This window comes from Thermanaerosceptrum fracticalcis, from assembly GCF_000746025.2.
In the GTDB taxonomy this organism is placed as follows: domain Bacteria; phylum Bacillota; class Peptococcia; order DRI-13; family DRI-13; genus Thermanaerosceptrum; species Thermanaerosceptrum fracticalcis.
This window is the reverse complement of sequence record NZ_CP045798.1, coordinates 2,897,501-2,921,076: the sequence shown is the minus strand read 5'-3', so window position 1 is coordinate 2,921,076 and position 23,576 is coordinate 2,897,501. Positions and strand designations below refer to the sequence as shown.

The 23,576-nt window shown below is 44.6% G+C and carries 26 protein-coding genes, 6 tRNA genes and 2 other annotated features (2 of these 34 running past the window's edge); of the genes, 1 reads left to right on the top strand and 31 read right to left on the bottom strand.

What is annotated here, in order from left to right:
* Nucleotides 1-8: a sequence feature (ribosomal protein L10 leader region), on the bottom strand; it reaches 140 nt to the left of the window's first position.
* A gap of 46 nt (nt 9-54) precedes the next feature.
* The 23 genes from rplA to BR63_RS14715 form a co-directional block, all read right to left on the bottom strand.
* The gene (gene rplA / locus BR63_RS14825) at nt 55-747 is read right to left on the bottom strand and encodes a 50S ribosomal protein L1 (RefSeq protein ID WP_034425475.1); all 693 of its coding nucleotides are present in this window, start codon (nt 745-747) and stop codon (nt 55-57) included.
* 52 nt (nt 748-799) lie between these two features.
* Nucleotides 800-1,228, bottom strand: coding sequence for a 50S ribosomal protein L11 (rplK, locus tag BR63_RS14820; RefSeq protein WP_034425474.1), 429 nt, complete (start codon nt 1,226-1,228; stop codon nt 800-802).
* 62 nt (nt 1,229-1,290) lie between these two features.
* Nucleotides 1,291-1,818 (bottom strand): transcription termination/antitermination protein NusG, encoded by a 528-nt coding sequence (nusG, locus tag BR63_RS14815; RefSeq protein ID WP_034425472.1) that lies wholly within the window; start codon nt 1,816-1,818, stop codon nt 1,291-1,293.
* 54 nt (nt 1,819-1,872) lie between these two features.
* Nucleotides 1,873-2,088 carry a preprotein translocase subunit SecE gene (gene secE, locus BR63_RS14810; RefSeq protein ID WP_034425470.1) on the bottom strand — a complete coding sequence of 72 codons (216 nt, stop codon included), beginning with the start codon at nt 2,086-2,088 and terminating at the stop codon, nt 1,873-1,875.
* A gap of 83 nt (nt 2,089-2,171) precedes the next feature.
* The gene (gene rpmG, locus BR63_RS14805) at nt 2,172-2,321 is read right to left on the bottom strand and encodes a 50S ribosomal protein L33 (protein WP_034425468.1); all 150 of its coding nucleotides are present in this window, start codon (nt 2,319-2,321) and stop codon (nt 2,172-2,174) included.
* A gap of 166 nt (nt 2,322-2,487) precedes the next feature.
* A complete protein-coding gene (tuf, locus tag BR63_RS14800) occupies nt 2,488-3,678 on the bottom strand; it encodes an elongation factor Tu (protein WP_034424880.1) in 1,191 nt (396 codons plus the stop codon).
* 454 nt (nt 3,679-4,132) lie between these two features.
* A tRNA-Met gene (locus tag BR63_RS14795) sits at nt 4,133-4,209 on the bottom strand.
* Between the two features lie 12 nt (nt 4,210-4,221).
* Nucleotides 4,222-4,297 (bottom strand) — tRNA-Thr (locus tag BR63_RS14790).
* Nucleotides 4,298-4,307: 10 nt separating this feature from the next.
* Nucleotides 4,308-4,383 (bottom strand) — tRNA-Met (locus BR63_RS14785).
* Between the two features lie 26 nt (nt 4,384-4,409).
* Nucleotides 4,410-4,495: transfer RNA gene (locus BR63_RS14780), tRNA-Tyr, on the bottom strand.
* Nucleotides 4,496-4,507: 12 nt separating this feature from the next.
* Nucleotides 4,508-4,583, bottom strand: a tRNA-Thr gene (locus BR63_RS14775).
* A 69-nt stretch (nt 4,584-4,652) separates the two neighbouring features.
* Entirely contained in the window at nt 4,653-5,297 is a 645-nt protein-coding gene (sigH, locus tag BR63_RS14770; RefSeq protein WP_034425104.1) for an RNA polymerase sporulation sigma factor SigH, read from the bottom strand.
* Nucleotides 5,298-5,520: 223 nt separating this feature from the next.
* Nucleotides 5,521-6,033, bottom strand: coding sequence for an NYN domain-containing protein (locus tag BR63_RS14765; RefSeq protein WP_034425106.1), 513 nt, complete (start codon nt 6,031-6,033; stop codon nt 5,521-5,523).
* 3 nt (nt 6,034-6,036) lie between these two features.
* Nucleotides 6,037-6,780, bottom strand: coding sequence for a 23S rRNA (guanosine(2251)-2'-O)-methyltransferase RlmB (gene rlmB / locus BR63_RS14760; RefSeq protein ID WP_034425108.1), 744 nt, complete (start codon nt 6,778-6,780; stop codon nt 6,037-6,039).
* A gap of 24 nt (nt 6,781-6,804) precedes the next feature.
* Nucleotides 6,805-7,545, bottom strand: coding sequence for an FAD-dependent thymidylate synthase (gene thyX, locus BR63_RS14755; RefSeq protein ID WP_034425109.1), 741 nt, complete (start codon nt 7,543-7,545; stop codon nt 6,805-6,807).
* Nucleotides 7,546-7,564: 19 nt separating this feature from the next.
* On the bottom strand, nt 7,565-7,960 hold the full coding sequence (locus BR63_RS14750) for a Mini-ribonuclease 3 (protein ID WP_034425111.1): 396 nt from the start codon (nt 7,958-7,960) through the stop codon (nt 7,565-7,567).
* 2 nt (nt 7,961-7,962) lie between these two features.
* Complete coding sequence (cysS, locus tag BR63_RS14745) at nt 7,963-9,420, bottom strand: cysteine--tRNA ligase (protein ID WP_243269996.1); 1,458 nt, start codon at nt 9,418-9,420, stop codon at nt 7,963-7,965.
* Entirely contained in the window at nt 9,401-10,093 is a 693-nt protein-coding gene (cysE, locus tag BR63_RS14740; protein ID WP_276568986.1) for a serine O-acetyltransferase, read from the bottom strand. Before cysE ends, cysS begins: the two co-directional genes overlap by 20 nt.
* A gap of 336 nt (nt 10,094-10,429) precedes the next feature.
* Nucleotides 10,430-10,658 (bottom strand) — a binding site (T-box leader).
* 89 nt (nt 10,659-10,747) lie between these two features.
* Entirely contained in the window at nt 10,748-12,220 is a 1,473-nt protein-coding gene (gene gltX / locus BR63_RS14735; RefSeq protein WP_081908295.1) for a glutamate--tRNA ligase, read from the bottom strand.
* A 260-nt stretch (nt 12,221-12,480) separates the two neighbouring features.
* A complete protein-coding gene (gene ispF, locus BR63_RS14730) occupies nt 12,481-12,957 on the bottom strand; it encodes a 2-C-methyl-D-erythritol 2,4-cyclodiphosphate synthase (RefSeq protein ID WP_034425117.1) in 477 nt (158 codons plus the stop codon).
* Entirely contained in the window at nt 12,958-13,650 is a 693-nt protein-coding gene (gene ispD / locus BR63_RS14725; protein ID WP_034425119.1) for a 2-C-methyl-D-erythritol 4-phosphate cytidylyltransferase, read from the bottom strand.
* On the bottom strand, nt 13,643-14,764 hold the full coding sequence (locus tag BR63_RS14720) for a PIN/TRAM domain-containing protein (RefSeq protein WP_034425122.1): 1,122 nt from the start codon (nt 14,762-14,764) through the stop codon (nt 13,643-13,645). Before BR63_RS14720 ends, ispD begins: the two co-directional genes overlap by 8 nt.
* Before the next feature lie 175 nt (nt 14,765-14,939).
* Complete coding sequence (locus BR63_RS14715; RefSeq protein ID WP_034425125.1) at nt 14,940-15,416, bottom strand: CarD family transcriptional regulator; 477 nt, start codon at nt 15,414-15,416, stop codon at nt 14,940-14,942.
* A gap of 245 nt (nt 15,417-15,661) precedes the next feature.
* On the opposite strand from BR63_RS14715, the gene BR63_RS14710 reads away from it, so the two are divergent.
* Nucleotides 15,662-16,006, top strand: a complete 345-nt coding sequence (locus tag BR63_RS14710; protein ID WP_051966179.1) for a nucleoside triphosphate pyrophosphohydrolase family protein — start codon at nt 15,662-15,664, stop codon at nt 16,004-16,006.
* Nucleotides 16,007-16,047: 41 nt separating this feature from the next.
* Here the strand turns inward: BR63_RS14710 and radA are convergent, their stop codons facing one another.
* From radA to BR63_RS14670, 8 genes are all read right to left on the bottom strand, one after another.
* A complete protein-coding gene (gene radA / locus BR63_RS14705) occupies nt 16,048-17,400 on the bottom strand; it encodes a DNA repair protein RadA (RefSeq protein WP_034425129.1) in 1,353 nt (450 codons plus the stop codon).
* 121 nt (nt 17,401-17,521) lie between these two features.
* Nucleotides 17,522-19,963: an ATP-dependent Clp protease ATP-binding subunit gene (locus BR63_RS14700; RefSeq protein ID WP_034425132.1), complete on the bottom strand. Its 2,442-nt coding sequence runs from the start codon at nt 19,961-19,963 to the stop codon at nt 17,522-17,524.
* Nucleotide 19,964: 1 nt separating this feature from the next.
* Nucleotides 19,965-21,035 (bottom strand): protein arginine kinase, encoded by a 1,071-nt coding sequence (locus BR63_RS14695; RefSeq protein ID WP_034425134.1) that lies wholly within the window; start codon nt 21,033-21,035, stop codon nt 19,965-19,967.
* Nucleotides 21,028-21,552 (bottom strand): UvrB/UvrC motif-containing protein, encoded by a 525-nt coding sequence (locus BR63_RS14690; RefSeq protein WP_034425136.1) that lies wholly within the window; start codon nt 21,550-21,552, stop codon nt 21,028-21,030. The genes BR63_RS14695 and BR63_RS14690 overlap by 8 nt, the downstream gene beginning before the upstream one ends.
* Nucleotides 21,553-21,564: 12 nt before the next feature.
* On the bottom strand, nt 21,565-22,026 hold the full coding sequence (locus BR63_RS14685; RefSeq protein ID WP_034425137.1) for a CtsR family transcriptional regulator: 462 nt from the start codon (nt 22,024-22,026) through the stop codon (nt 21,565-21,567).
* Between the two features lie 179 nt (nt 22,027-22,205).
* The gene (locus BR63_RS14680; protein WP_161781902.1) at nt 22,206-22,841 is read right to left on the bottom strand and encodes a sigma-70 family RNA polymerase sigma factor; all 636 of its coding nucleotides are present in this window, start codon (nt 22,839-22,841) and stop codon (nt 22,206-22,208) included.
* 260 nt (nt 22,842-23,101) lie between these two features.
* Nucleotides 23,102-23,176: transfer RNA gene (locus tag BR63_RS14675), tRNA-Asn, on the bottom strand.
* 77 nt (nt 23,177-23,253) lie between these two features.
* On the bottom strand, nt 23,254-23,576 hold the 3' end of the coding sequence (locus tag BR63_RS14670) for an NAD(P)-binding domain-containing protein (protein WP_276568985.1). Its footprint extends 415 nt past the window's final position; only the last 323 of its 738 coding nucleotides appear in the window; its start codon lies off the right edge, out of view — the gene reads right to left on this strand; it ends in the stop codon at nt 23,254-23,256.

Sequence of the window (23,576 nt, the reverse complement as noted above, 5' to 3'; positions counted from 1 at the left end):
TCTCTATTTAATTAACGCTTTATAGTATATCCTATTCTTTAAGTTAATGCAAGCTTAAGCTAATTTTAAGGGGTTGATTTTCACACCAGGGCCCATCGTTGAGGATACAGTAACGGATTTGATATACTGGCCTTTGGCACCAGGGGGCTTAGCCTTAATAATAGCTTCCACCATTGTCTGGAAGTTTTCGGCCAGCTTTTCCTGAGGGAAGGAAGCTTTACCGATAGGTACATGTACAATACCTGTTTTATCAACACGATACTCTACTTTACCAGCTTTAATCTCTTTGATAGCCCTTTCTACATCAAAGGTAACAGTTCCTACTTTGGGGTTGGGCATTAAGCCTTTGGGGCCTAACAATTTACCCAGCTTACCGACAGTACCCATCATGTCAGGTGTAGCTACAGCCACATCGAAACCGAACCAGCCTTCCTGAATCTTGGCTACCAGGTCATCGGCCCCCACAAAGTCAGCTCCCGCTGCTTCAGCTTCCTTGGCTTTTTCACCTTTAGCAAAGACAAGCACTGTACGGGTTTTTCCTGTACCATGGGGCAGAACAACAGCACCCCGTACCTGTTGGTCAGCGTGACGGGGGTCAACCCCAAGTTTAAACGCTACCTCAATAGTCTCATTAAATTTGGCCTTGGCATTGTTTTTTACTAATTCCAAGGCGGTATTGGAATCATATAAAACTGTGCGGTCAATCTGCTTCAACGCATCCGCATATCTTTTACCTCTTTTTGGCATAAATGTCCTTACCTCCTTTGTGGTAATCGGATTTCTCCTCCCACCAGGCTGATTAGCCTTCTACTATTTCGATACCCATACTGCGGGCAGTGCCTTCAACCATCCTCATGGCTGCTTCCAACGAAGCGGCATTGAGATCCTGCATCTTAGTTTCCGCAATTTCCCGGACTTTAGATCTGGGAACTTTGGCAACCTTTTTCTTGTTAGGTTCACTAGAAGCAGTTTCAATACCTGCGGCTTTCTTTAACAAGATTGATGCCGGCGGAGTTTTGCAGACAAAAGTGAAAGAACGGTCTGCATATACAGTAATCTCAACAGGAATAACTAAACCTGCCTGTTTGGCAGTCCTTTCGTTAAACTCCTTGCAAAACTGCATAATGTTTACACCATGTTGACCCAGAGCAGGTCCAACAGGGGGTGCCGGAGTTGCTTTGCCAGCATTGCACTGCAATTTAATAAAGCCAACAACCTTCTTGGCCATTTTAGGTACACCTCCTTAGCTGTAATGTGGTATAAAACGGGCATAAAGCCCTCCCACTCCAATTAAAACACCTTTTGCACCTGGCCATAATCCAGTTCAACAGGTGTTTCCCGGCCAAACATGGCCACGAGAACCTTAACCTTGCCTTTGTCGGGATAGACCTCTTCTATCTCACCTATAAAATTCTGGAACGGTCCTGAAGTTACTTTAACACTTTCGCCTACCTTGAACGTAACCTTCGGTTTAGCTTCCTCTATGCCCATTTGTTTGAGAATTTGCTTAATTTCCGTTTCATGGAGCGGTATAGGTTTAGCACCGGTGCCTACAAAACCCGTAACACCAGGAGTATTTCTTACTACATACCACGAATCATCAGTCATAGTCATTTCAACAAGAACATACCCTGGAAAAACCTTACGCTTGGCAATTTTTTTCTTGCCGTTCTTAAATTCTATTTCGTCCTCCACGGGGACCAAGATGCGGAAAATCTTATCTCCCATGTTCATGGACTCAACGCGTTTTTCCAGGTTTGCCTTGACCTTGTTCTCATATCCGGAGTATGTGTGGACAACAAACCAGTTCTTTTCCATAAACAAGGGCCCCTATTTCTTGAAGAAATAAGGCCCTTCCCTCCTCGTAACCAATTATTTGAGAATCAAACCCATCAAAAAGCTGACACCCGAGTCAACAATCCAGATGGCTACGCCCACCAGCACACAGGAAACAAGTACAACTGTAGTATAGGAAACAAGTTCTTTCCTGTTTGGCCAGTGTACTTTCTTTAATTCTCCGGTTACTCCTCTGTAATGCTTTTTTACCCTATCAAAAAAGCTTACTTTTTCTCCTTTAGCAACACTCATATTTTACACATCCTAACTATTAACAGTTATATAATAACCTAATCAAGGTTGTTATAGAACCTTCACTCTGTTGACACAAATATTTACTTGGTCTCTTTATGAGTTGTATGAGTCTTGCAAAATTTGCAGTATTTCTTTAACTCCATGCGATCAGGGTGATTTTTCTTATTCTTTGTGGATGTATAATTGCGTTGTTTGCACTCAGTACAAGCTAAAGTAATTGCTACCCGCATGCTCGCCACCTCCCACTGAAAAAACCCATATTACGGGTATTTTGTCCATAACATTACTTAATTTATCACAACAGGTATTTGGTGTCAATAGAAAGACTCTGGCAAGGCTAGTGGAACATTAGAACAAAAAAAGCAGGAGACTAGTCCTGCTTTTATAGCTTCCTAGTTACTCTATAATGCTAGCTACAACACCGGCGCCTACTGTACGACCGCCTTCACGAATAGCGAAACGCAATCCTTCTTCAATAGCAATAGGCGTGATGAGCTCGATGGTCATCTTGATGTTGTCGCCAGGCATACACATTTCTACACCTTCAGGAAGGGTTGCTACACCGGTTACGTCAGTGGTTCTGAAGTAGAACTGGGGTCTGTAACCGTTGAAGAAGGGAGTATGACGACCACCTTCTTCCTTGGTCAGTACGTATACTTCAGCGGTAAACTTGGTATGAGGTTTGATGGAACCAGGCTTCGCCAGTACCTGACCACGCTCGATTTCTTTCTTGTCCACACCACGCAAGAGACAACCAATGTTGTCACCGGCCTGGGCTTGATCCAGGAGCTTACGGAACATCTCTACACCAGTTACTACGGTCTTCTTGGGTTCTTCTGTCAGACCTACGATTTGTACTTCTTCACCAACTTTGATGGTTCCACGTTCTACACGGCCGGTAGCAACTGTACCACGTCCGGTGATGGAGAATACGTCTTCTACGGGCATCAAGAAGGGCTTGTCAACGTCCCGCTGGGGAGTAGGAATGTATTCGTCTACGGCCTTCATGAGATCCAGAATGTTTTGCGCCCAGGGTCCAGTAGGATCTTCCAGAGCTTTTAAGCCGGAACCACGGATGATGGGAATTTCATCACCGGGGAATTCGTACTGGTTCAAAAGGTCACGAATTTCCATTTCTACCAGCTCTAAGAGTTCTTCGTCATCTACCATGTCAACTTTGTTAAGCCATACAACGATGTAGGGCACACCTACCTGACGGGCTAAGAGAATGTGCTCCCGGGTCTGGGGCATAGGACCGTCAGCGGCGGATACAACCAGGATGGCACCGTCCATCTGGGCAGCACCGGTGATCATGTTCTTTACATAGTCAGCATGGCCGGGGCAGTCTACGTGGGCGTAGTGCCGGTTCGCTGTTTCATATTCAACGTGGGCTGTGGAAATGGTGATACCACGGGCTTTTTCTTCAGGAGCTTTGTCGATTTGGTCGAAGGCTACGGCCTGGGACAAACCTTGCTTGGCTAAAACGTAGGTGATAGCGGCAGTGGTAGTGGTTTTACCGTGGTCCACGTGGCCGATGGTACCAATGTTAACGTGGGGTTTGGTTCTTTCAAATTTTGCCTTTGCCATATGTACTTTCCTCCTTAAATGCCTAATTTCTCTTTTATGTAATCTTAAGCATTATCGCCCCTTCTGCTCATCATATTCTACAATATTTACAGGCATCTGTCAAATATATACATTTTGGCAGACTGCGATTGCAGTCTGCAGTTGCTAGTTATCAGTTACTAGTTACTAGTAGGCCTGAACTATCGTGCGATTTTGATAAAATCTACCATCCTGGAATTATTAATCAGAATGAAGGTTTTGCCACAAACGTTCCCTATCGGAGCATAGCGAAACATTCCCGAAAGGAACTTTAGTTTGTTCTATGCGAAGATCGGGATACGTGGTGGCAAGCCTGAATAAATAATTTCCTTCTTCTACCGGTGCTGTTAACAGCAAGAGTGTCTAATAACTAAGAACTAGTAACTAGTAACTGCAAACAATAAAACCCTCACACATGAGGGTTTTTGTTTGTAATTGGTGGCGGCGCAGGGATTCGAACCCCGGACACTGCGGGTATGAACCGCATGCTCTAGCCAACTGAGCTACGCCGCCCGATATTTATAATGGAGCTGACGACCGGGATTGAACCGGTGACCTTATCCTTACCAAGGATACGCTCTACCTACTGAGCTACGCCAGCTTAATTCACATGGTTGCGGGAGAAGGATTTGAACCTTCGACCTTCGGGTTATGAGCCCGACGAGCTACCAGCTGCTCCATCCCGCGATATTTATGTTAATTGATTTTTAGAGTGGTGGAGAGAGAAGGATTCGAACCTTCGAAGGCAGTGCCAGCAGATTTACAGTCTGCCCCCTTTGGCCAGCTCGGGAATCTCTCCACGTGATTAAAATGGAGCCGACGATGGGACTCGAACCCGCAACCTGCTGATTACAAGTCAGCTGCTCTGCCAATTGAGCTACGTCGGCGTGACTGACAAAACTCATTATATAATATTCAGGCGTGCCAGGTCAAGGTGTTTTTGCTGGTATTTTTTGTTATTGATCTCTTTTCTCCAAATATCTTTCCAGCTTTCTTTTAACACGCTGCAGGGCATTATCAATGGATTTTACGTGACGTTCAAGTTCTACGGCTATCTCCTGATAGGACTTTCCGTCCAAATATGACATGAGAACCTGCCACTCCAAGGAACTCAGGATTTCTCCCATCTTTTCCTCAATATCGTCAAATTCTTCCCTGCTGATTATTAATTCCTCAGGGTCAGTTATTTTAGACCCCGATATAACATCCAGCAAAGTGCGGTCAGAATCTTCATCATAGATAGGTTTATTTAAAGAAACATAAGAGTTTAGAGGAATATGCTTCTGACGCGTGGCTGTTTTAATGGCCGTAATTATCTGGCGCGTGATACATAATTCAGCAAAAGCACGAAAAGAAGAAAGTTTGTCATAGCGAAAATCGCGAATAGCTTTATACAAACCAATCATGCCTTCCTGGATAATGTCCTCGCGGTCGGCACCGATAAGAAAATAGGAACGAGCCTTGGCTCTAACAAAATTTTTGTATTTATGAATAAGAAATTCCAGAGCCTCATTATCACCGTCTTTTGCTAACTCAACCACATGCTCATCTTCTAAAACATCCAACGAGTCGACCAGTTCGCGCCGTGCGCCCAAGCTCATCCACTATCGCCTCCATCTATGAATGTAAAGGTTCTGGAAAAAAACAATTTTTCCGGACCCTGTCCGGAAGAAGGCTTATATAAATAATATTTATAAACTTGCTTATATTTAAGCAAGCTAAAATATAGCCAATATTTTTAATGTTGCAAAGGGACGCAAACTTGTCTATTTTACAGGATAATTATAACTGACACCTCATCATAACGTCAAGGCATTGTTCCCCTCAGTACTGACCGCGGCGCCATTTCTCCAGTGTTTTCCTAATATTTTCCGGCAGATGATGATTAAGCCTGGTTATATCCTTTTTAGTATATTCTAGCTGGTTCATGGTTTGACTTAAAGTGTTTTTTATTTCCTGCAGCAATTCCCTGGAGGTAAGCCGGAAGGCTCCCCGCTGCAGGATGAGGCTTTGCTCTATCCAGTCGGAAGTTGCTACAAAGACTTTCGCATTACGGCTCAAGCTCCCCACAATTTTTTCAATGAACATATCGGCCGTCTCACCTTCCCGGGTATAAACAACCTCTACCCCGTGGTAGCTCTCCCGTCTTTCTATACCCCCTTTCACCTGGTGAGCATCGAAAACAACAACGATCATGATATTTGTACAGCCATGATAGTTAATTAATGTCTCTATTAGTTTTATGCGGGCATGTTCAAAACTTTCCTCTTTTAACCTGTGTAATTCGGGCCAGGAATTTATAATATTATAACCGTCCACAACCAAATATTCTACCACCGTTTACTTACCTCGTGCCGCTCTTCTCTGTCGTATAATTTCATAAAGAATAACTGAGGTAGCCACAGAGACATTGAGGGAATTGATGCGTCCCAGCATGGGAATACTCACAAGGAAGTCACACTTTTCTTTTACCAGTTTACCTAACCCCTTACCCTCACTGCCCATCACTACCACCAAGGGCCCTGACAAATCGGCCTCAAAATGAAGTGTTTTTGCTCCCGAATCAGTTCCCACAATCCAGCATCCCTGTTCTTTAAGCTTCTCCATGGTCTGAGCAAGATTGGTGACACGAGCAACAGGTACATATTCTATAGCTCCCGCCGAAGCCTTAGCCACTCCTGCCGTAAGGGGTACTGCGCGATGTTTGGGGATAACCACACCGTGGACCCCGGCTGCATCAGCAGTGCGTAAAATAGCACCAAAGTTATGGGGATCTTCTATCCCATCTAACATCAAAAGGAGGGGAACTTCCTCTTTACGACGGGCTTCCAGAAGTATCTCATCCAATTCCACATAATCTTTAGGGGCAGCATACGCAATAATCCCCTGGTGGTTTTCGCCCTGGGACATGTTATCCAGCTGTTTTTTATCGACAAATTGTATGAGTACCTTTTGCTCCCTGGCTAAAGCCATGATTTCTTTAATTGACCCTACATTAGAACCTTCGGCAATGAGAATCTTGTTAACGCTTCTCCGTGCTCTTAAGGCTTCTAACACCGGGTTCCTGCCGAATAACAATTCCATGCCCCCACACCTTTCTCTAGTCACTTATAGATGAGCGAATTTATATTTTACTTCTTTTTGTTTACCACAAGTCATTTTGCCTTCAGGACAAGGTCCTTCCAGACACCCCGGACCGGCATTTTTAAAAATATTGGGCGCCGCCGCTTTAGCCAGTTTTAACATGCGTGTGGACAGTTCCCGTATTTCCCACTGAGCCCGGTTACAGCAGCGCAGGGAAAAAAAATGCAGAAGCTCCCTGGCATTCATGGTTACCAGCATCTTGGTTTCCGCTGCATTCGGCAACACAAACCTGGCATCTTCCTGACTCTGTTCCCCCTGCTCACCCAGGGCTTTATTCCAAAAATCATACCATTTTTGAATCGTAGCCATCTGTTCATGAAAAATCCGCAGATATTCCTCACCTAAAGCCTCTATACGAGGAGGAACGATATAATCAAAAACACCATCTTCATTACCGGCTGAGTGTTCACCCACATAACGCTGGGACTGGACACTAAAGCTGGCAATCCTGTGGCGAGTGATTTGTGCCAAAAGACTGCGGGAGACTCCTTCAATAGCAAAGGTAAAACTGGCATGTTCCACAGGCGAAAGATGCCCTAGCTTCATAAGTTTTTCAATAAAAGGGCCTTGATCTTTCTCCTGGATACCCGACTCTAGTTTGTCCACATCCACAGCAGAATAACATAACTTTGCCCCCATGGCTATAATCTCTTCCGGTGCCGGTGTATGGCGCACCAAACGCACCTGCATATTCTTCCTGCCCATAATCTCCTCCACTTATACATTAAGAATTCCCTTCATTCAAAAGGTGCCCCAGCAGTTCGGTAATTCTTTCCTCCCTTTCCAGAAGGAACAGGTATCCCAACAGGGTTTCAAATCCTGTACTTAAACGATATTCAGTGACCTGGGCGTTTTTCGGCACATGCCCTGATTTAGCATTACGCCCTCTCCTGGCCACATCTTTCTCCTCATCACTTAAGAGACCGTCCAGTTTTTGTAAAAAATGAGCCTGGGAGGCTGCTTTTACCAGGGAAGCTGCCTCTCTATGCAAGGAATTGGTTTTGGTAATTCCTTTATTCACCAGGTAAAGCCGTACATATAGTTCAAAAACAGCGTCCCCAAGATAGGCTAAAACCAGGGGCGGCATTTCACGGGGGTTCCCCGTGGGATAAATCCACAAGTTTAATCCCCCTTTGACTTATATCTCCACCGTACACCCTGGGGTGTATCCTCCAGGATGATTCCTATTTCTTTAAGTCCTTGCCGGATATCGTCAGCGGTGGCAAAATCCTTTTTAGCCCGGGCCTCTTGACGTACTTTGATAATTAAATCCATTAATCCGTCTACAAGCCCGCTATCTTTTTGTTCGGCCGCAGTTTCTAATTCAATACCCAGGACTTTAGCCATTTTCTCATAAATCTGGGCACTTTCCATCAGGGCTTTATAGGCCTCGTTGCCTTCTATTCCTTTAGACATAAAGCCATTCATGGCTCTGGCCAGGTCAAATAAAACAGCAATGGCCAGGGCCGTATTAAAGTCATCGTTCATGGCCTCCAGGAAACGTTTATGCAAGCTTCCCACTTCCTGGAGATAAACTTCCGCTTCTGTCTTTCTTTCTATAGTACCGGCTGCTGCCGTGCTCTTATTTTCCTTGAACAACCGGTAGGCTGTCTGCAGGCGCTCCAAGCCCTTTTTAGCAATCTCTAATTTGCCGTCGTCAAAATCCAAAGGACTCCTGTAATGGGTAGACAGCAAATAAAACCGTACTACCTGAGGAGAAAACTTGGCGGTAATATCCCTTAGCAGGAAAAAGTTGCCCAGGGACTTGGACATCTTCTCTTCATTAACCGTAATAAAGCCGTTATGCATCCAGTAGCGGGCCATAGGGGCGCCGAACAAAGCCTCAGATTGGGCTATTTCATTTTCATGATGGGGAAAGATCAGGTCAAAGCCTCCACCGTGAATATCAAAACTTTCCCCCAAATATTTATGAGACATGGCCGAACATTCAATATGCCAGCCCGGACGGCCAGGGCCCCAGGGGCTATCCCACCGGGGTTCACCGGGTTTGGCTTTCTTCCAAAGGGCAAAATCCGCCGGGTTTAGTTTTCTTTCATCCACTTCGACCCTGGCCCCCGCCTGCAAATCCTCCAGGTTGCGCTTGGACAGCTTACCATACTCACCGAAACGGGAAACGGCAAAATAAACGTCCCCGTCTACCGCATAGGCAACCCCTTTGTCTACCAGTTTGCCGATAAACTCAATAATGTTGCTCATGTGTTCACTTACCCTGGGATGGACGGTGGCGCGCTTCACATTGAGGGCATCAGCATCCTTAAAGTACTCGTTTATATATTTGTTAGCCAGTTCTTCAGGAGAGACTTTTTCTTCTTGAGCCCGTTTAATGATTTTGTCATCCACATCAGTAAAGTTTTGAATATAAATAACCTCAAATCCCAGATATTCCAGGTACCGCCGCACCGTATCAAAGACCACCAAAGGCCGGGCATTGCCCAGATGAATAAAATTGTACGTGGTGGGTCCACAGACATACATACGTACTTGACCGGGCTTGGCCGGGACAAAAGGTTCCTTTGTGCCGGACAGGGTATTATATACTTTAAGACTTTCCATTTCCATGTGCCTTCAGCTCCATTTCCTCAATTCTGGCTTCCAGGTCCTGCACCTGTTTTTGTAAACATAGCAGCATTTCGAGAACGGGGTCCGGCAGTTTGTTATGTTCCAGGTCAATATTGTCTCCTCTTTTCTGGGAGACACTGACGCCATCTTTCACTACAATTCTGCCAGGTACCCCTACCACGGTGCAGTTGGGTGGGACCTCTTTCAGAACCACGGAACCAGCCCCTATTTTGACATTATCCCCTACTTTAAAGGACCCCATAACCTTGGCCCCGGCACTAATCACCACATTGTTGCCGACGGTGGGATGACGTTTGCCCTTTTCTTTACCAGTACCCCCCAGCGTCACTCCCTGGTAAATCGTCACATTATCGCCAATTTCGGCAGTTTCACCGATAACAACTCCTGCACCATGATCAATAAATAACCCTTCCCCGATCTTGGCTCCGGGATGGATCTCAATCTGCGTCAAGAAGCGATTGATTTGCGAGAGGAAGCGGGCCAGAACAAAGAACTTTTTCTTATACAGACTGTGTGCAAGACGGTGCAATAAAACAGCGTGAAATCCAGGATAACACAAAATAACCTCCCAAACACTTTTGACCGCAGGGTCCCGTTCAAATACTGCCTGAATATCTTTTTTAATACGTTGAAACATGCTCTCCTCCTCCATCATAGCTCAGTTTACCTAAAAATAGCGAGACTTCCGAATTCTGATATTAAGGGTACTGGTTACAGGGTACATGGGAAGGTAACCGGTGTCCGTAACCTTCAATCGTTAACCGAAAACCGTGAACAGCGAACCGTTTTTTACAGCTTCTTGAGTTCCGATATCCGCTATCCGCTATCCGACGTACCATATCCGTATTTTTAATTTATGCTTATTAATTTACAGTTAACGGTATTCGGAAATCGGTAGTCGGAATTGGGTTCACGGTTAACTGTTAACGGTTCACGTTAAAAATTACCACCAACTAACAACTAACAACTAAAAAAGCCCCCGCCTCAATACAGAGGCGGAGGTTCCGCGGTTCCACTCTGTTTGGTGATGATTATTAGAAAAGAAAATCATACCAACTCTCCTACCTTAACGCGGTCAAACGGCAACCCCTACATTATTTCAGGGTCACAGCTCCTGGGCGCATCTTCATCCCTCTCCCCTGGACGGGCTTTCAGCCGCCGACCCATCCTCTCTTAAGGCGAGTAACAGGATTACTTCTCCCACTCATAGCCAAAGAAATATTATATTGGCTCATATTATAATGCGAGGTGATTGCACTTGTCAAGAACAGGGATGATTTTCCAATTATCACAATACAATCTTAACTTAATCTATGCTTATCCCGGCCTGGGATGTGACACTATGGATACGTTTAAGGGATAATTCTTTTCCGAGAATAGGGATCAGATAAAATAACTCAGGACCATGCATCTGCCCGGTGAGAGCTATTCTTATAGGCATGTATACCTGTTTTCCACCCAATTTTAACTCTTTAGTAATGGCCTTGAGCAAGGGTTTAACCACGTCAGGTGTTAATTCAGGAAGGCTCATGATTTTTTCCCGGAAAGTTTTTATCACAAGGGGAAAGGTCTCCTCCTTAAGAATTTGAGCAGCTTCCTCATTTTCAATTTGCACGGTTTCCCCGGCTAAAATATCCATATGATCTACAATTTCAGAAAGTGTGGATAATTTTTCCTGGAGAGCAGCCACTACCAATTGGGTCCAGTTCAGTTCAGCAGGAGTAGGGGACGCCGAGACGTAGCCTGCCTTCTGTAAAAAGGGCAGCGCCAAGGTAGCCAGGCGTTCCACAGGGGTTTTCCTGATATAAATGCCATTAATCCAGCGGAGTTTATCCATGTCAAAAACAGCAGGATTCTTAGCAACCCGCTCCAGGGCGAACTGCTCTTTTAACTCCTCCATGCTGAATATTTCTTCTTCCCCCACGGGCGACCAGCCTAAAAGGGCGAGGAAATTAACAACAGCTTCAGGCAAATAACCTAGTTCCTTATACTGCACAACAGAGGTGGCCCCGTGTCTTTTACTCATTTTACTGCGGTCTTTACCGAGAATGAGTGAGATATGGGCGAAAAAGGGCACCTTGAAACCCAGCGCTTCGTAAAGCAGGACCTGCCTGGGCGTATTGGATAAATGTTCTTCAGCCCTAATCACATGGCTGATTTTCATGGTTGTATCATCGATAACCACAGCGTAATTATAGGTGGGTATACCATCAGACTTAACAATAACAAAATCACCAATGCCGTTACTCTCAAAAACCACTTGACCTCTGACCAGGTCATTAATAATGATATCCCGGTTTTCCGGTACACGAAAACGAATAACGGGTTTTCGCCCTTCTTCCTCTAACTTAGTTCTCTCGGCAGGCGATAACTTGCAGCACTTACCGCTATAGCGGGGCGTTTCTCCTCTGGCCATCTGTTCCTGGCGTTCTGCTTCTAATTCCTCTTCCGAACAATAACAGTAGTAAGCTTTACCCTGCTCAAGAAGTTTTTGGGTATATTCCTGATATAACCCTAATCTTTCCGTTTGGCGATACGGACCGTAAGGTCCCCCATTGTCGGGGCCTTCGTCCCAGGTTATCCCCAACCAACGTAAGGAATCAAGGATATTTTCTTCCGACTCCCTGCTGGATCTCTCCAAATCCGTATCCTCTATTCTGATAATAAATTTTCCTCCGGCTCCTTTGGCATAAAGGAAATTAAACAAGGCGGAACGGGCACCGCCTATATGTAAAGGGCCTGTTGGACTTGGTGCAAATCTTACACGAATCTCTTCCAAAATTGATAACCTCCTTGACTAATATCGATATCCGTTTTCCGATATTCGACGTCCTTTTTTGGCGAATACGGCTTCGCCTCCCGATATCCGATTTCCGATTTCCGAATTTAATTGCTTCCTAGCCCATGTTCTAGCACAGCATTATCGGTAGTCGGTAGTCGGCAATCGGTAGTCGGAATTCGGTTCACAGTTAACTGTTAACGGTTCGCTTTAAAAATATCACTAGTAACTAATAACTAGTAACTATCTGAAACTGCCGTTTACCCGATACTAGTTATGGTGCACACGGCATAGGCTGCAATACCCTCTTTTCTACCGGTAAAACCCAACCCTTCAGTCGTGGTAGCCTTTATACTTACCTGTTCTAAGGGAATACCCAATAACTGGGCTATCCTTTTTCTCATTTCCTCCCGGTAGGGCGCAATTTGGGGAGACTGGGCCACCACTGTACAATCCAAGTTATGACATGTATATCCTTTACTATGTAACAACCGGGCTACTTCTGTTAACAGGAGGCCGCTGTCTATGTCTTTAAATCGTTCATCCCTATCGGGAAAATGCTGTCCTATATCACCCAGCGCCGCTGCCCCCAACAAGGCATCCATGACGGCATGGAGGAGGACATCTGCATCCGAATGGCCTTGCAATCCTTTTTCATGGGGTATCTGGATCCCACCAATAATGAGTTTTCTTCCCTCTACCAAAGCATGTACATCATAACCAAAACCAATCCGCATCTATCTGACCCCCCTTACTGTTTCTCTCACTAGAATCAAATCCTCGGGGGTAGTAACTTTGATATTGTCATACTCCCCTCTAACCATCTGCACTTTAACACCCATTCTCTCCACCAGGGAAGCGTCATCGGTACCGCGCCATCCCAACCGGGAGGCCTTTTGATAGGCATTTAGTACGATATCTTTGCGAAAAACCTGGGGAGTCTGGACTAACCAAAGACTTTCCCTGGGAGGGGTCTCGCTCACAGTCAGGTCGGAATTGACTCTTTTCACAGTATCCTTTACGGGAACACCAACAACAGCCGCTCCTTTTAAAAAAGCAGTTTCCAGGGCTGCGGAAATAACGGATCCGGTGACCAGGGGCCTTACCCCATCATGAATAACAACCCAACCAGTATCCTCTCCCAAAGCATAAAGCCCCCGCCATACGGAATCCTGGCGTTCCTCACCGCCCGGAACAAGGGCTGCCACTTTAGTAAAACCATATTTTTTAACGACCTCTTTGTCGCAGTAAGCAATTTCCTCTCTACGGGGAATAAGGATGATCTCATCAATCATAGAATGACCCTGGAACTTATCCAGGGTATAGGCTAAGAGAGGACGGCCAAAAATCTCCATATACTGTTTGCTAATAGAACCGCCCATCCTTTTCCCTTGACCGGCACAGGGTATAAGAGCAGTAACCTTAGCCAATAGCATCCACCTCATATAAAGTTCGTTTATCGTTAAACTTAGGTTTAGCAAATATCATACGTCCTGCAGCAGTCTGCAGCACACTGGTAACAACAACATAAATTGTCTGATTGATAAATTTCTTCCCGGAATCCACCACAATCATGGTTCCATCGTCTAAATATCCTATGCCTTGACCTGATTCTTTGCCATCCTTGATAACCTGGACAATCATTTCTTCACCGGGGAGAACAACGGGTTTTACGGCATTAGCCAGTTCATTGATATTAAGCACACGGACGCCTTGTAATTCGGCAACTTTGTTTAAGTTATAGTCATTGGTAATGATCTGTCCTCCCAGCACCTGAGCTAAACGCACAAGCTTACTGTCTACTTCCACCAGGTCATTAAAGTCCTGTTCATTTATTTGCACCATGACATCAAGTTCTTTACGAATTTTGTTAAGAATATCCAGACCTCTCCGGCCCCTGTTCCTTTTTAAAAGGTCTGAGGAATCCGCTATATGTCTTAACTCTTCCAGTACAAAGCTGGGAATAATAAGAACACCGTCTACAAAACCACTTTTGCAAATATCGGCAATTCGTCCGTCAATAATGACACTGGTATCGAGTATTTTATAAAGGGGTTTAGGTTCCGGCTTGACAGGCACTGACTTCTCCTTTTCCCGCCCAAACCTGGGAAAAAGGGAAAAGAGGCCAAGCAGTTCTTCCTTTTTCTTCAGGCCAATGCTTATACCCAAATAACCTAACAAAACACTCCCCACGATAGGCACGTAATTACCAACCAGAGGAATCCTGGCAAAGGAAGACCCTAATAAACTAGCAATTATAAGTCCAATGATTAAGCCTATAGCCGCCCCCATGAGATCACTGAAAGGCATTCTCTGCAATTTGCTTTCCACCCATTCCGTCATCTGGATAACCCAAGTGACAATCCTGGGAGCAATACTATAGCCTATTAAACCGGCTACCACCCCGGGAAAGGCCGTTAAAGCCATTCTTATCTCCAAATTGGGTACTTTTAGTAACCCATTATGGGTAAGGGCGTAACCAAGGGATATTCCTCCCGCCAGGAATGATAAGGCAATAATTGTACGCATAATTTTCCTTATCATCATCTCACCTCCTTCAAAGCGGGTTACCTACACGATTCTAATTCCTTAATATTTTAAGAAACTGTCTTATTCATTATACGAAAGGGTACTTATGAAAGCAAGTTCAATATCCTGTTTTTGTAATTATTGCAAGTAAATTTAAATAATTAAAAGAAAAAACGCCTCCTTGGGCGATCTAAGCTAAATATTCTTCCAGGAGGCCTCTGATATGCTCCTCTTTTCCTTCTTTAGCCAAGACGAGCTCACTAATGAGAATTTGTCGGGCATTATCCAGCATTTTCCTCTCGCCGGTAGAAAGCCCTTTCTGCTTATCACGATGGCTTAAATTCCTTACCACCTCAGCCAGTTCATAAATATTACCGCTTTTTATTTTCTCCAAATTGGCCCGGTATCTACGGTTCCAGTTTGTGGACATAGGGGTGCTTTTATCCGATAGTATATGAAATACCGCATTCACTTCTTCTTCCTCAATGACTTTTCTCAGGCCAATTTCACCTACATTCGTCATAGGAACCATGACTTTCATGTTACCAATGGGCATCCGCATCACATAGTACGATCTTTTCTCCCCTAGGATTTCCCTTTCTTCGATGGACTCAATTATCCCAGCACCATGCATAGGATATACAACCTTGTCACCGATATTAAACAATTTATCACCCCCAAGAGAGCTACCTTATTTAAATTTTAACAGATTATTATGTATATGTCAAAAATTTATATATTATATCATACGGCAAAAAATATAGTCAACCTTTTTTTGTCCCACCATAACGTTGACAGGACAAAAGTTTTATCAGTATAATAACACTATCATTAAAGCCGTGAGTCAAAGGAGTGTTTTGGGTGAGAGACCTCCAGGGCGAAGATTTCCAGCAAACCGTTGCTCAATTTCTCATGCGCCACCAAAGTGTTTTAGATATATTATCTAAATCCCAGGAAGCAAATGCCAGGATGAACCGGGCCGTTACCAAAGCCGTAACCTCCTGCGGTTGCCTTAGAGTACACGCGGAAAAAAAACCATTTCCCAAAGAGGCCTCTTTAAAAGACTTAAAAAACCTTTTAGACAGTCATCTTCAGGGAGAGCTATGCAGTAACTGCCGGGACATAGTCATCAACGAAATGGGTAAGAACTTGTTTTATCTGGCTGCCCTCTGTAATACCCTGGGAATCACCCTTAACGAAGTAATGGAACAAGAAATCAAAAAGATTACAACTCTCGGAGTCTTTAATCTTACATAAAGCTAACAGGACTGACCACCATGGTCAGTCCCTTTTTTTGTTTATGCCAAAGCCGCGTCAATGGCCTCTCTCACTGTTTTTACTTCCAGCAATTCTAAGCCTGACACTTTCTCCTCTACGTTACCCGCCGGAAGAAGGCAGCATTTAAAGCCCAGTTTCTTTGCCTCCTGTAAGCGCTTATAAACATAAGGAACCCCTCTTATCTCTCCCGTTAAGCCTATTTCTCCCATAACGGCTAAACCCGACAAACAGGGAGTATTTTTTAAACTGGAAGCAATGGCCAGGGCTATAGATAAATCCAGGGCAGGCTCTAAAATTTTAATCCCCCCCACAATGTTGACGTAAGCATCTTGAAAGTTTAGGTTGAGGCCTACTCGTTTTTCCAAAACAGCCATGATTAGATTTACGCGATTGTTATCGGTCCCTGTGGTCATCCGCCTGGGCTGGCCAAAGGAACTCTGGCTCACTAAAGCCTGTATTTCCACTAAAAGCGGTCTTGACCCTTCCATACAAGCAGCTACCACTGAACCGGGGGAAAAGAGTGGCCTTTCCGCTAAAAAAGCCTGAGATGGGTTGGTTACTTCTGTTAAACCCTCATTTTTCATCTCAAAGACACCAAGTTCAAAAGTAGAACCAAAACGGTTTTTAATGGCCCGGAGAATCCTGTACTGGTAATGGCGTTCTCCTTCAAAATATAAAACCGTATCTACCATATGTTCTAAAACACGGGGTCCAGCAATCATACCATCCTTTGTCACGTGTCCTACAATGATTACAGGGATATTAAGGGTCTTGGCAAGGTTCAAAAGGCGGGTTGTACCTTCTCTAATCTGGCTGACACTGCCTGGTCCGGAGTTCAGTTCCGCGGAATAAATGGTCTGGATAGAATCCACGATAACCAGTGAAGGCAGAGACTCTCTTATTTCCGCCTCAATGGCATCCAGGTCAGTTTCCGACCACAGCCAGAGATTACTATTATCCAGACCCACCCGGGCTGCCCGCATTTTAATTTGTTGGGCTGATTCTTCCCCGGAGATATAAAATACCTTATTTAATTTCTGTGCTGCATAAGATGCAGATTGTAACAGGAGCGTAGACTTGCCTATACCGGGATCTCCAGCCAGGAGGACAACAGTGCCAGGTACTAAACCACCTCCTAAAACCCTGTTAAATTCCGCCATTCCCAGGTCCAACCGCTCAACTCCCAGGGGCTTGATCTGGGCCAGAGGTTCGGGCCGTACTCCTCCATTCTTCTGGATACCTGCTACTGTCTTTTTTTCTATTGTCTCCTCTACTAAACTGTTCCAGGCACCACACTCCGGACATTTTCCCAGCCAGCGGGAAGCTTCGTAGCTGCATTGCTGGCAGACATATTTATACTTTTGTTTAGACAAGTTATCCCCTCCCCAAACTCTACAGCTTCTAATTTTCTCTCCCACTTATCCCTTTTCCTGCAACTCTACTTGGAGGTGTTTTTAAAATAAAGAAAGAGAGGCGAGCCTCTCTCTTTATTCTCTATTGGGTAACTGCTACCCTAACCACTATCTGTCCTTCTTCCGCGTCTACGACGACTTTCTGCCCTTTCTTGAAAGTTCCTTTCAGCATTTCCTCAGAAAGGCGGTCTTCGATTAAATTCTGGATGGCCCGGCGAAGCGGTCGTGCGCCATAGGTAGGATTATATCCCTCCTTGGCGATAACCTCTTTGGCTTTGTCTGTAACCTCCACAGTAATCCCTTGTTGGAGAAGGCGTTTGGCCAAACTGTTTACCATCAGGGAGACTATTTCCTTGAGCTGTTCCTCATTCAGAGGATGGAATACGATAATCTCCTCAATTCTGTTTAAGAATTCCGGACGAAAAACTTTCTTCATTTCCTCCATAATCCTGTTTTTCATCCGTTCGTACTCATCTTTTTCCCCGATAGCAGTAACAAAACCTACTGTAGGCTCCCTTTTAATGGTACTTGCTCCCACATTGGAGGTCATGATGGTTACCGTATTTCTAAAGTTAACGGTCCGCCCTTTTGAATCAGTAAGCCTACCGTCCTCAAGGACCTGGAGAAGTGTATTAAAGACATCGGGATGAGCTTTTTCAATCTCATCTAAAAGAATTACGGAATAGGGCTTTCTGCGCACCGCTTCTGTCAACTGTCCTCCCTCTTCATGACCTATATACCCGGGAGGTGCGCCGATCAATCTAGCCACCGTGTGCTTCTCCATATATTCAGACATATCCAGCCTGATAATGGCATCTTCATCACCAAAAAGAACTTCAGCCAGAGCTTTGGCCAGCTCTGTTTTTCCTACCCCTGTGGGACCGGCAAAAATAAATGAACCTATGGGGCGTTTGGGGTCTTTCAAACCGGCTCTTGCTCTTCTGATAGCCCTGGAAACAGCTTTAATAGCCTCGTCCTGCCCAACGACTCTCCGATGTAAGATCTCCTCCATTTTCAGGAGACGGGCAGATTCCTCCTCTGCCAGCCGCTGTACGGGAACACCGGTCCAGCTAGAGACAACCTGAGCAATGTCTTCTTCTGTGACAAAGGGTGTATTATAAATCTTCTCTTGCTCCCACTGGGCCTTAATTCTCTCCAGCTCTTTTCTGGCCTTTTGTTCTTCATCACGAAGCTCGGCAGCTTTTTCATACTCCTGAGCCATAATGGCTGCTTCTTTTTCCTTATTAAGGTTTTCGATTTTAGCCTCAATTTCCCTAACATCGGGCGGTGTAGTAACCACTTTTAATCTCACCTTGGAAGCAGCCTCATCAATTAAGTCAATGGCCTTATCGGGGAGAAAACGGTCGGTAATATAACGGTCCGACAATTCCACCGCTGCCTTTAAAGCCCCATCGGTAATTTTTACCCTGTGATGAGCCTCATAGCGATCCCTTAATCCCAGCAGGATGGCCTCAGCCTCCTCTTTAGTAGGTTCATTGACCATAACGGGCTGGAACCTTCTCTCCAGGGCAGGATCTTTTTCTACGTGTTTACGGTATTCATCCAGGGTAGTGGCGCCTATAACCTGAATTTCTCCACGGGCCAGGGCTGGTTTCAGGATATTGGCGGCATCAATAGCCCCCTCCGCCGCTCCCGCTCCAATGAGGGTGTGCATTTCATCTATAAATAAAATTACATTGCCACTGGTTCTGATTTCTTCCAATACTTTTTTGAGCCGTTCCTCAAAATCACCCCGGTATTTAGAACCGGCTACCAGGGAAGCCATGTCAAGAGCCACAACCCTTTTCCCTTTTAATATTTCGGGGACCTGCCCTTTAATAATGCGTTGGGCTAAGCCCTCTGCTATGGCCGTCTTTCCTACCCCGGGCTCACCTATGAGTACCGGGTTACTTTTTGTCCTTCTACTCAAAACCTGAATAACTCTTTCAATTTCTTTAGCCCGGCCGATAACAGGATCTATTTTGTCATCCTCCGCCAGTCCTGTTAAATCCCGCCCATATTCATTGAGATTAGGCGTTTGGGTATTTTTGGCTACTCCCTTCTTGCCGCCTAAGTTGTTATTCATAGGACCCGCTCCGCCTAAAAGGGCTAAAACCTGTTTACGCACTGCATCGGCAGTGACTCCTAAATCGGCCAAAACCTGGGCAGCCACACCTTCCCCTTCACGCACCAGCCCCAGGAGAAGATGTTCTGTCCCCACATAGTTTACACCCCATTTTTGGGCTTCATCATTGGCCAGTTCAAAAACCTTTTTCGCTCTTGGAGTTAATCCAATTTCTGCAGGTGTCTCGTAGCCAGGTGCCACCAGGTCCGTAACGGTTTTTCTAACGGTACTTAAATCCAACCCCAAGTTAATCAGCGCCTTTGCCCCGATGCCCTCATTCTCACGAATAAGCCCGAGTAAGAGGTGTTCCGTCCCTACGGCCGGATGTCCTAAGGACTTTGCTTCTTCTTTTGCCAAGTATATCACGTGCTGGGCACGCTGTGTAAATCGCGCAAACATTTTAATTATATCCTCCTTGTTTTAATTTCTCTACAAATAATTTTGCTCTCGTGGCATCTCTTTCTAAAGCATCCATGGGTTTCCCTGCATACTTCTGTAAAAAACCCGGTTGGGCCAATACCATCAATTCTGTAAGGTTCTCCTGCTTTAGATTAAGTTTCACCAAGCCAAGGTCGACGCCCAATCTTAAATCGGAGAGGAGATTTAAGGCTTCTTCCGAACTTAAAATAGCTGCATTACTCAAGATACCATAGGCTCTTCCTACACGGTCGGTTAGTTGTAAAGGCATTTCCTTTAACAGTATTTTTCTCATCTCTTCTTCTTTATCAACAATCTGCCGGGTTACACTGGAAAGATTTTGGATGATTTCGGTTTCTTTCTCCCCTAAGGTAATCTGATTGGATACCTGGAATATGCTTCCTTTCGATTCAGTTCCCTCACCATAAAGGCCCCGTACAGCGAAACCTAACTGGCCCAGCGTGTGGAATATTTTCGTAGCCTGTCTGGTCATCACCAGGGTGGGAATATGGACCATGACACTTGCTCTTAATCCTGTTCCCACGTTGGTAGGGCAAGCGGTAAGATAACCCTTCTTTTCACAGAAGGCAAACTCCAGGTATTCTTCCAGGAGATTATCAATTTTATCAGCCTTCTCCCAGGCCTTATCAAGCTGTAAACCGGGAAGTAAGACCTGGAGACGCAGGTGGTCCTCTTCATTTACCATAATGCTGATGGTCTCATCTGCGCTGATGGCCAGCCCTCTATTAGGTTTTTCCTCTAAGTGTTCCGGACTGATTAAATGTTTTTCCAATAGTATCTGTTTTTCTAATGCCGGCAATTCACTAAGACGCAAAAAGAACAGCTCGGTATTCCCGGTAAGCTTAACAGCCTCCACAGCCTTCTTCGTTCTCTCCAGGACGGTATGACTCTGCGATTCATTTTGAAAGGGAGGCATGGGGATTTTTTCGAGGTTCCTGGCCAGACGAACACGAGAACTAATAACAATATGATTAAGGGGACCCTCATTTTTAGTCCAACTGCTGCGGGCCCGTGTAAAAATATTATCAATCATGGGAAACCTCACCTCCATCCATCTCCTTCTCAAGTTCTTTGATCCTATCACGGATGCCGGCAGCTTTTTCATATTCTTCCCGTTCTACAGCCGACTTTAATTTTTCCTTAAGCTCTTCAAGTTCTCTCTTTAGTCTAAAGGATTCGCCCATCCGTTTAGGAATTTTACCGGTGTGAGTATTATTCCCATGAACCTTTTTAATAAGCGGATCCAATTGGAGAGAAAAGTGCCGATAGCATTCACTGCAGCCTACACGGCCCCTTTCAGCAATTTTATGATAGGGTGTCCTGCAGGCGGGACATGCCTCCACATTTATTTTTTTATCGGTTACGGCGGGTTGGGTAAAAAAAGAACCCAAAAAATCGTTAAAGGTATTAAAGGCTATTTGCGGTATCCCGATGCTAATCTGCTCTTCCTGTGCACATATTTCGCAGAGATGAGTTTCCTGCTTTTTTCCATTTATAAAATGAGTAATATGCACGGTGGCCGGTCTTTGTTCACACTTTTGACAGTACATCCTCCTACCCCCTTATAGATCGTCCCGGGAAATAGCTGTTAAAGCAGCCTGTAAGATCCTCAGTCGAATAAAGTCCCGTTCCGGCAGTGAAATTTGTAACGTATCCCGGCTGATTATTGCCTTCAACATATAATATTCCCGGTCCGTTAGAATATCCTCCTCTTTGAGGCGACGAAGAATGCCCTCTGCTTCCCACTGGTCCAGACTGTCACCGAAACTGGAATATACATCTTGTATTTCTTTCTGGGAAAGTTTATCCCACGAGAGTTTAATAATACGTAAATAGCCTCCTCCCCCACGGCGACTCTCTACTAAATAACCCTGGGCGGGCGTAAAACGGGTGCTAAGGACATAGTTGATCTGCGAGGGAACACATTGGAATTCTTCCGCCAGCTCGCTGCGCTGAATTTCTATAACATTTTCCTCTTGCAGTAATCTTTTTATATATTCCTCTATTCTCTTAGCAAGACTCATCTTCATCACCTGACCTTCATTGACCTTATAACTATATTATAACAATATGCTCCCTTCCCTATTCAACCTTTATTTTTGAGAATATTCCCCGGTTAGGCCCTTTTATGATATCTTTTTGATGTTTTATTTAACCTTTCCTTACCTTTATGACAACACAAAAGAAAAAGCACCCAGTTAAACTAGGCGCTCTTCCTTTTATTATAAGCAAGCAGTACTTTTCTACGAATCCGTTGTATGGCATTATCAACTGCTTTAGCCTGTATCTCCAGAATTACCGTTATTTCACGATAACTCCTGCCTTCTAACCTCAGCATAAGGACCTTTTGTTCTAATAAGGTCAGCTCCTTTTGTAAAAAGGCAATAAGTTCTTCCAGTCCCTCACGTTCCAGGAGATTAGTTTCCGGTGTATCCTTTTCGTTTTTCAGCAAATTATCACCCGCGTAATACTCTGTACCATACCTGGCATTTTCTTTGTCTACATAAGCGTAAATAGGGATGGCTTCATTAAGAATCTGTTGTTTTTTCCTGTTTGACCTGCTAACCGCCGAATCCAGTTCCCGTTTTATACAGAGAAAAGCAAAATTCCTAAACTTTACCTTTGCAGTAATATCATAAGCTTTTATAGCTTCTAGGAGCCCAATCGTTGCCTCCTGTAATAAATCCTGCTGGTCCCCATCCTTAAGGTAGTATTTCTGGCTGACATAACGGATGAAACCCCGATATAAAAATAAGAGCTTTTCCAAGGCGTCTGTGTTCCCCTGTTGTGCAAGTTGAACTAATTCTTCCTCACTTAAACGTGACAACATACAATTCATTGCACCCCCCGACACCCTTTTATTACAAATTATCACAGGATATAACATTTTACATCAAGCTATCGTCCTATTCTTCCGGGACTTATTTCCCTTTTTCTGATATAATTCGTTAAAGTATGATCTTTGTTTATCTTTTCTGTCAATATTTTACTCATATTTCTACCTGTTTCGCAAGATACAGCCTGTTACTTTTTTACAGTTTTCTGGCTAATTTGCAAAAGAAAAAGTCCTTAGACTAACTAAGGACCTAACTTACGAAATGGCTCCCCGAGTAGGATTCGAACCTACAACCACTCGGTTAACAGCCGAGTGCTCTACCGTTGAGCTATCGAGGAATATCATTTTTTACATGCTATATATTAGCACAGGCAACTTTTCCTGTCAAGAATAGAACCCCTGGTAAATTCTACACTTAATCTTCTTGTTCCAGCTTTTTTACCAGTTCCCGGGCAAAATGACCTAAATCGTCTTCGGTGAAGGCTTTCATTGTCCCTGCACAAACTGTACGAATAGCCACATTAATCCAATCATTATCAACATTAAGGGTTTGTAATTTTTTACGAATAGCTACCGCAGCTTTAATACCTTCAGAAGAAGCAAGGGAATTAATGGTTTCCACTAAAGAGCTGTCGCCCTGGACTACTTTATAAAACTTCTTTAAGACATTAGCAATGGCTGCAAATCTTGCTTCATCAGCAGTATTAACTACAATAATGGCAGGTTCACCGCGGAAGA

Excerpts from the sequence above, each read along its gene's own strand:
- cysE (WP_276568986.1), bottom strand. The coding sequence starts at position 10,093 with ATGGAGGAGGAGAGCATGTTTCAACGTATTAAAAAAGATATTCAGGCA.
- cysS (WP_243269996.1), bottom strand. The coding sequence starts at position 9,420 with ATGGAAATGGAAAGTCTTAAAGTATATAATACCCTGTCCGGCACAAAG.
- rlmB (WP_034425108.1), bottom strand. The coding sequence starts at position 6,780 with ATGGAATTGTTATTCGGCAGGAACCCGGTGTTAGAAGCCTTAAGAGCA.
- BR63_RS14690 (WP_034425136.1), bottom strand. The coding sequence starts at position 21,552 with ATGTACTGTCAAAAGTGTGAACAAAGACCGGCCACCGTGCATATTACT.
- BR63_RS14695 (WP_034425134.1), bottom strand. The coding sequence starts at position 21,035 with ATGATTGATAATATTTTTACACGGGCCCGCAGCAGTTGGACTAAAAAT.
- BR63_RS14710 (WP_051966179.1), top strand. The coding sequence starts at position 15,662 with ATGCGCCACCAAAGTGTTTTAGATATATTATCTAAATCCCAGGAAGCA.
- BR63_RS14685 (WP_034425137.1), bottom strand. The coding sequence starts at position 22,026 with ATGAGTCTTGCTAAGAGAATAGAGGAATATATAAAAAGATTACTGCAA.
- ispF (WP_034425117.1), bottom strand. The coding sequence starts at position 12,957 with ATGCGGATTGGTTTTGGTTATGATGTACATGCTTTGGTAGAGGGAAGA.
- rplK (WP_034425474.1), bottom strand. The coding sequence starts at position 1,228 with ATGGCCAAGAAGGTTGTTGGCTTTATTAAATTGCAGTGCAATGCTGGC.
- thyX (WP_034425109.1), bottom strand. The coding sequence starts at position 7,545 with ATGGGCAGGAAGAATATGCAGGTGCGTTTGGTGCGCCATACACCGGCA.
- rpmG (WP_034425468.1), bottom strand. The coding sequence starts at position 2,321 with ATGCGGGTAGCAATTACTTTAGCTTGTACTGAGTGCAAACAACGCAAT.
- rplA (WP_034425475.1), bottom strand. The coding sequence starts at position 747 with ATGCCAAAAAGAGGTAAAAGATATGCGGATGCGTTGAAGCAGATTGAC.
- tuf (WP_034424880.1), bottom strand. The coding sequence starts at position 3,678 with ATGGCAAAGGCAAAATTTGAAAGAACCAAACCCCACGTTAACATTGGT.
- secE (WP_034425470.1), bottom strand. The coding sequence starts at position 2,088 with ATGAGTGTTGCTAAAGGAGAAAAAGTAAGCTTTTTTGATAGGGTAAAA.
- BR63_RS14700 (WP_034425132.1), bottom strand. The coding sequence starts at position 19,963 with ATGTTTGCGCGATTTACACAGCGTGCCCAGCACGTGATATACTTGGCA.
- BR63_RS14680 (WP_161781902.1), bottom strand. The coding sequence starts at position 22,841 with ATGAATTGTATGTTGTCACGTTTAAGTGAGGAAGAATTAGTTCAACTT.
- BR63_RS14720 (WP_034425122.1), bottom strand. The coding sequence starts at position 14,764 with ATGATAAGGAAAATTATGCGTACAATTATTGCCTTATCATTCCTGGCG.
- nusG (WP_034425472.1), bottom strand. The coding sequence starts at position 1,818 with ATGGAAAAGAACTGGTTTGTTGTCCACACATACTCCGGATATGAGAAC.
- sigH (WP_034425104.1), bottom strand. The coding sequence starts at position 5,297 with ATGAGCTTGGGCGCACGGCGCGAACTGGTCGACTCGTTGGATGTTTTA.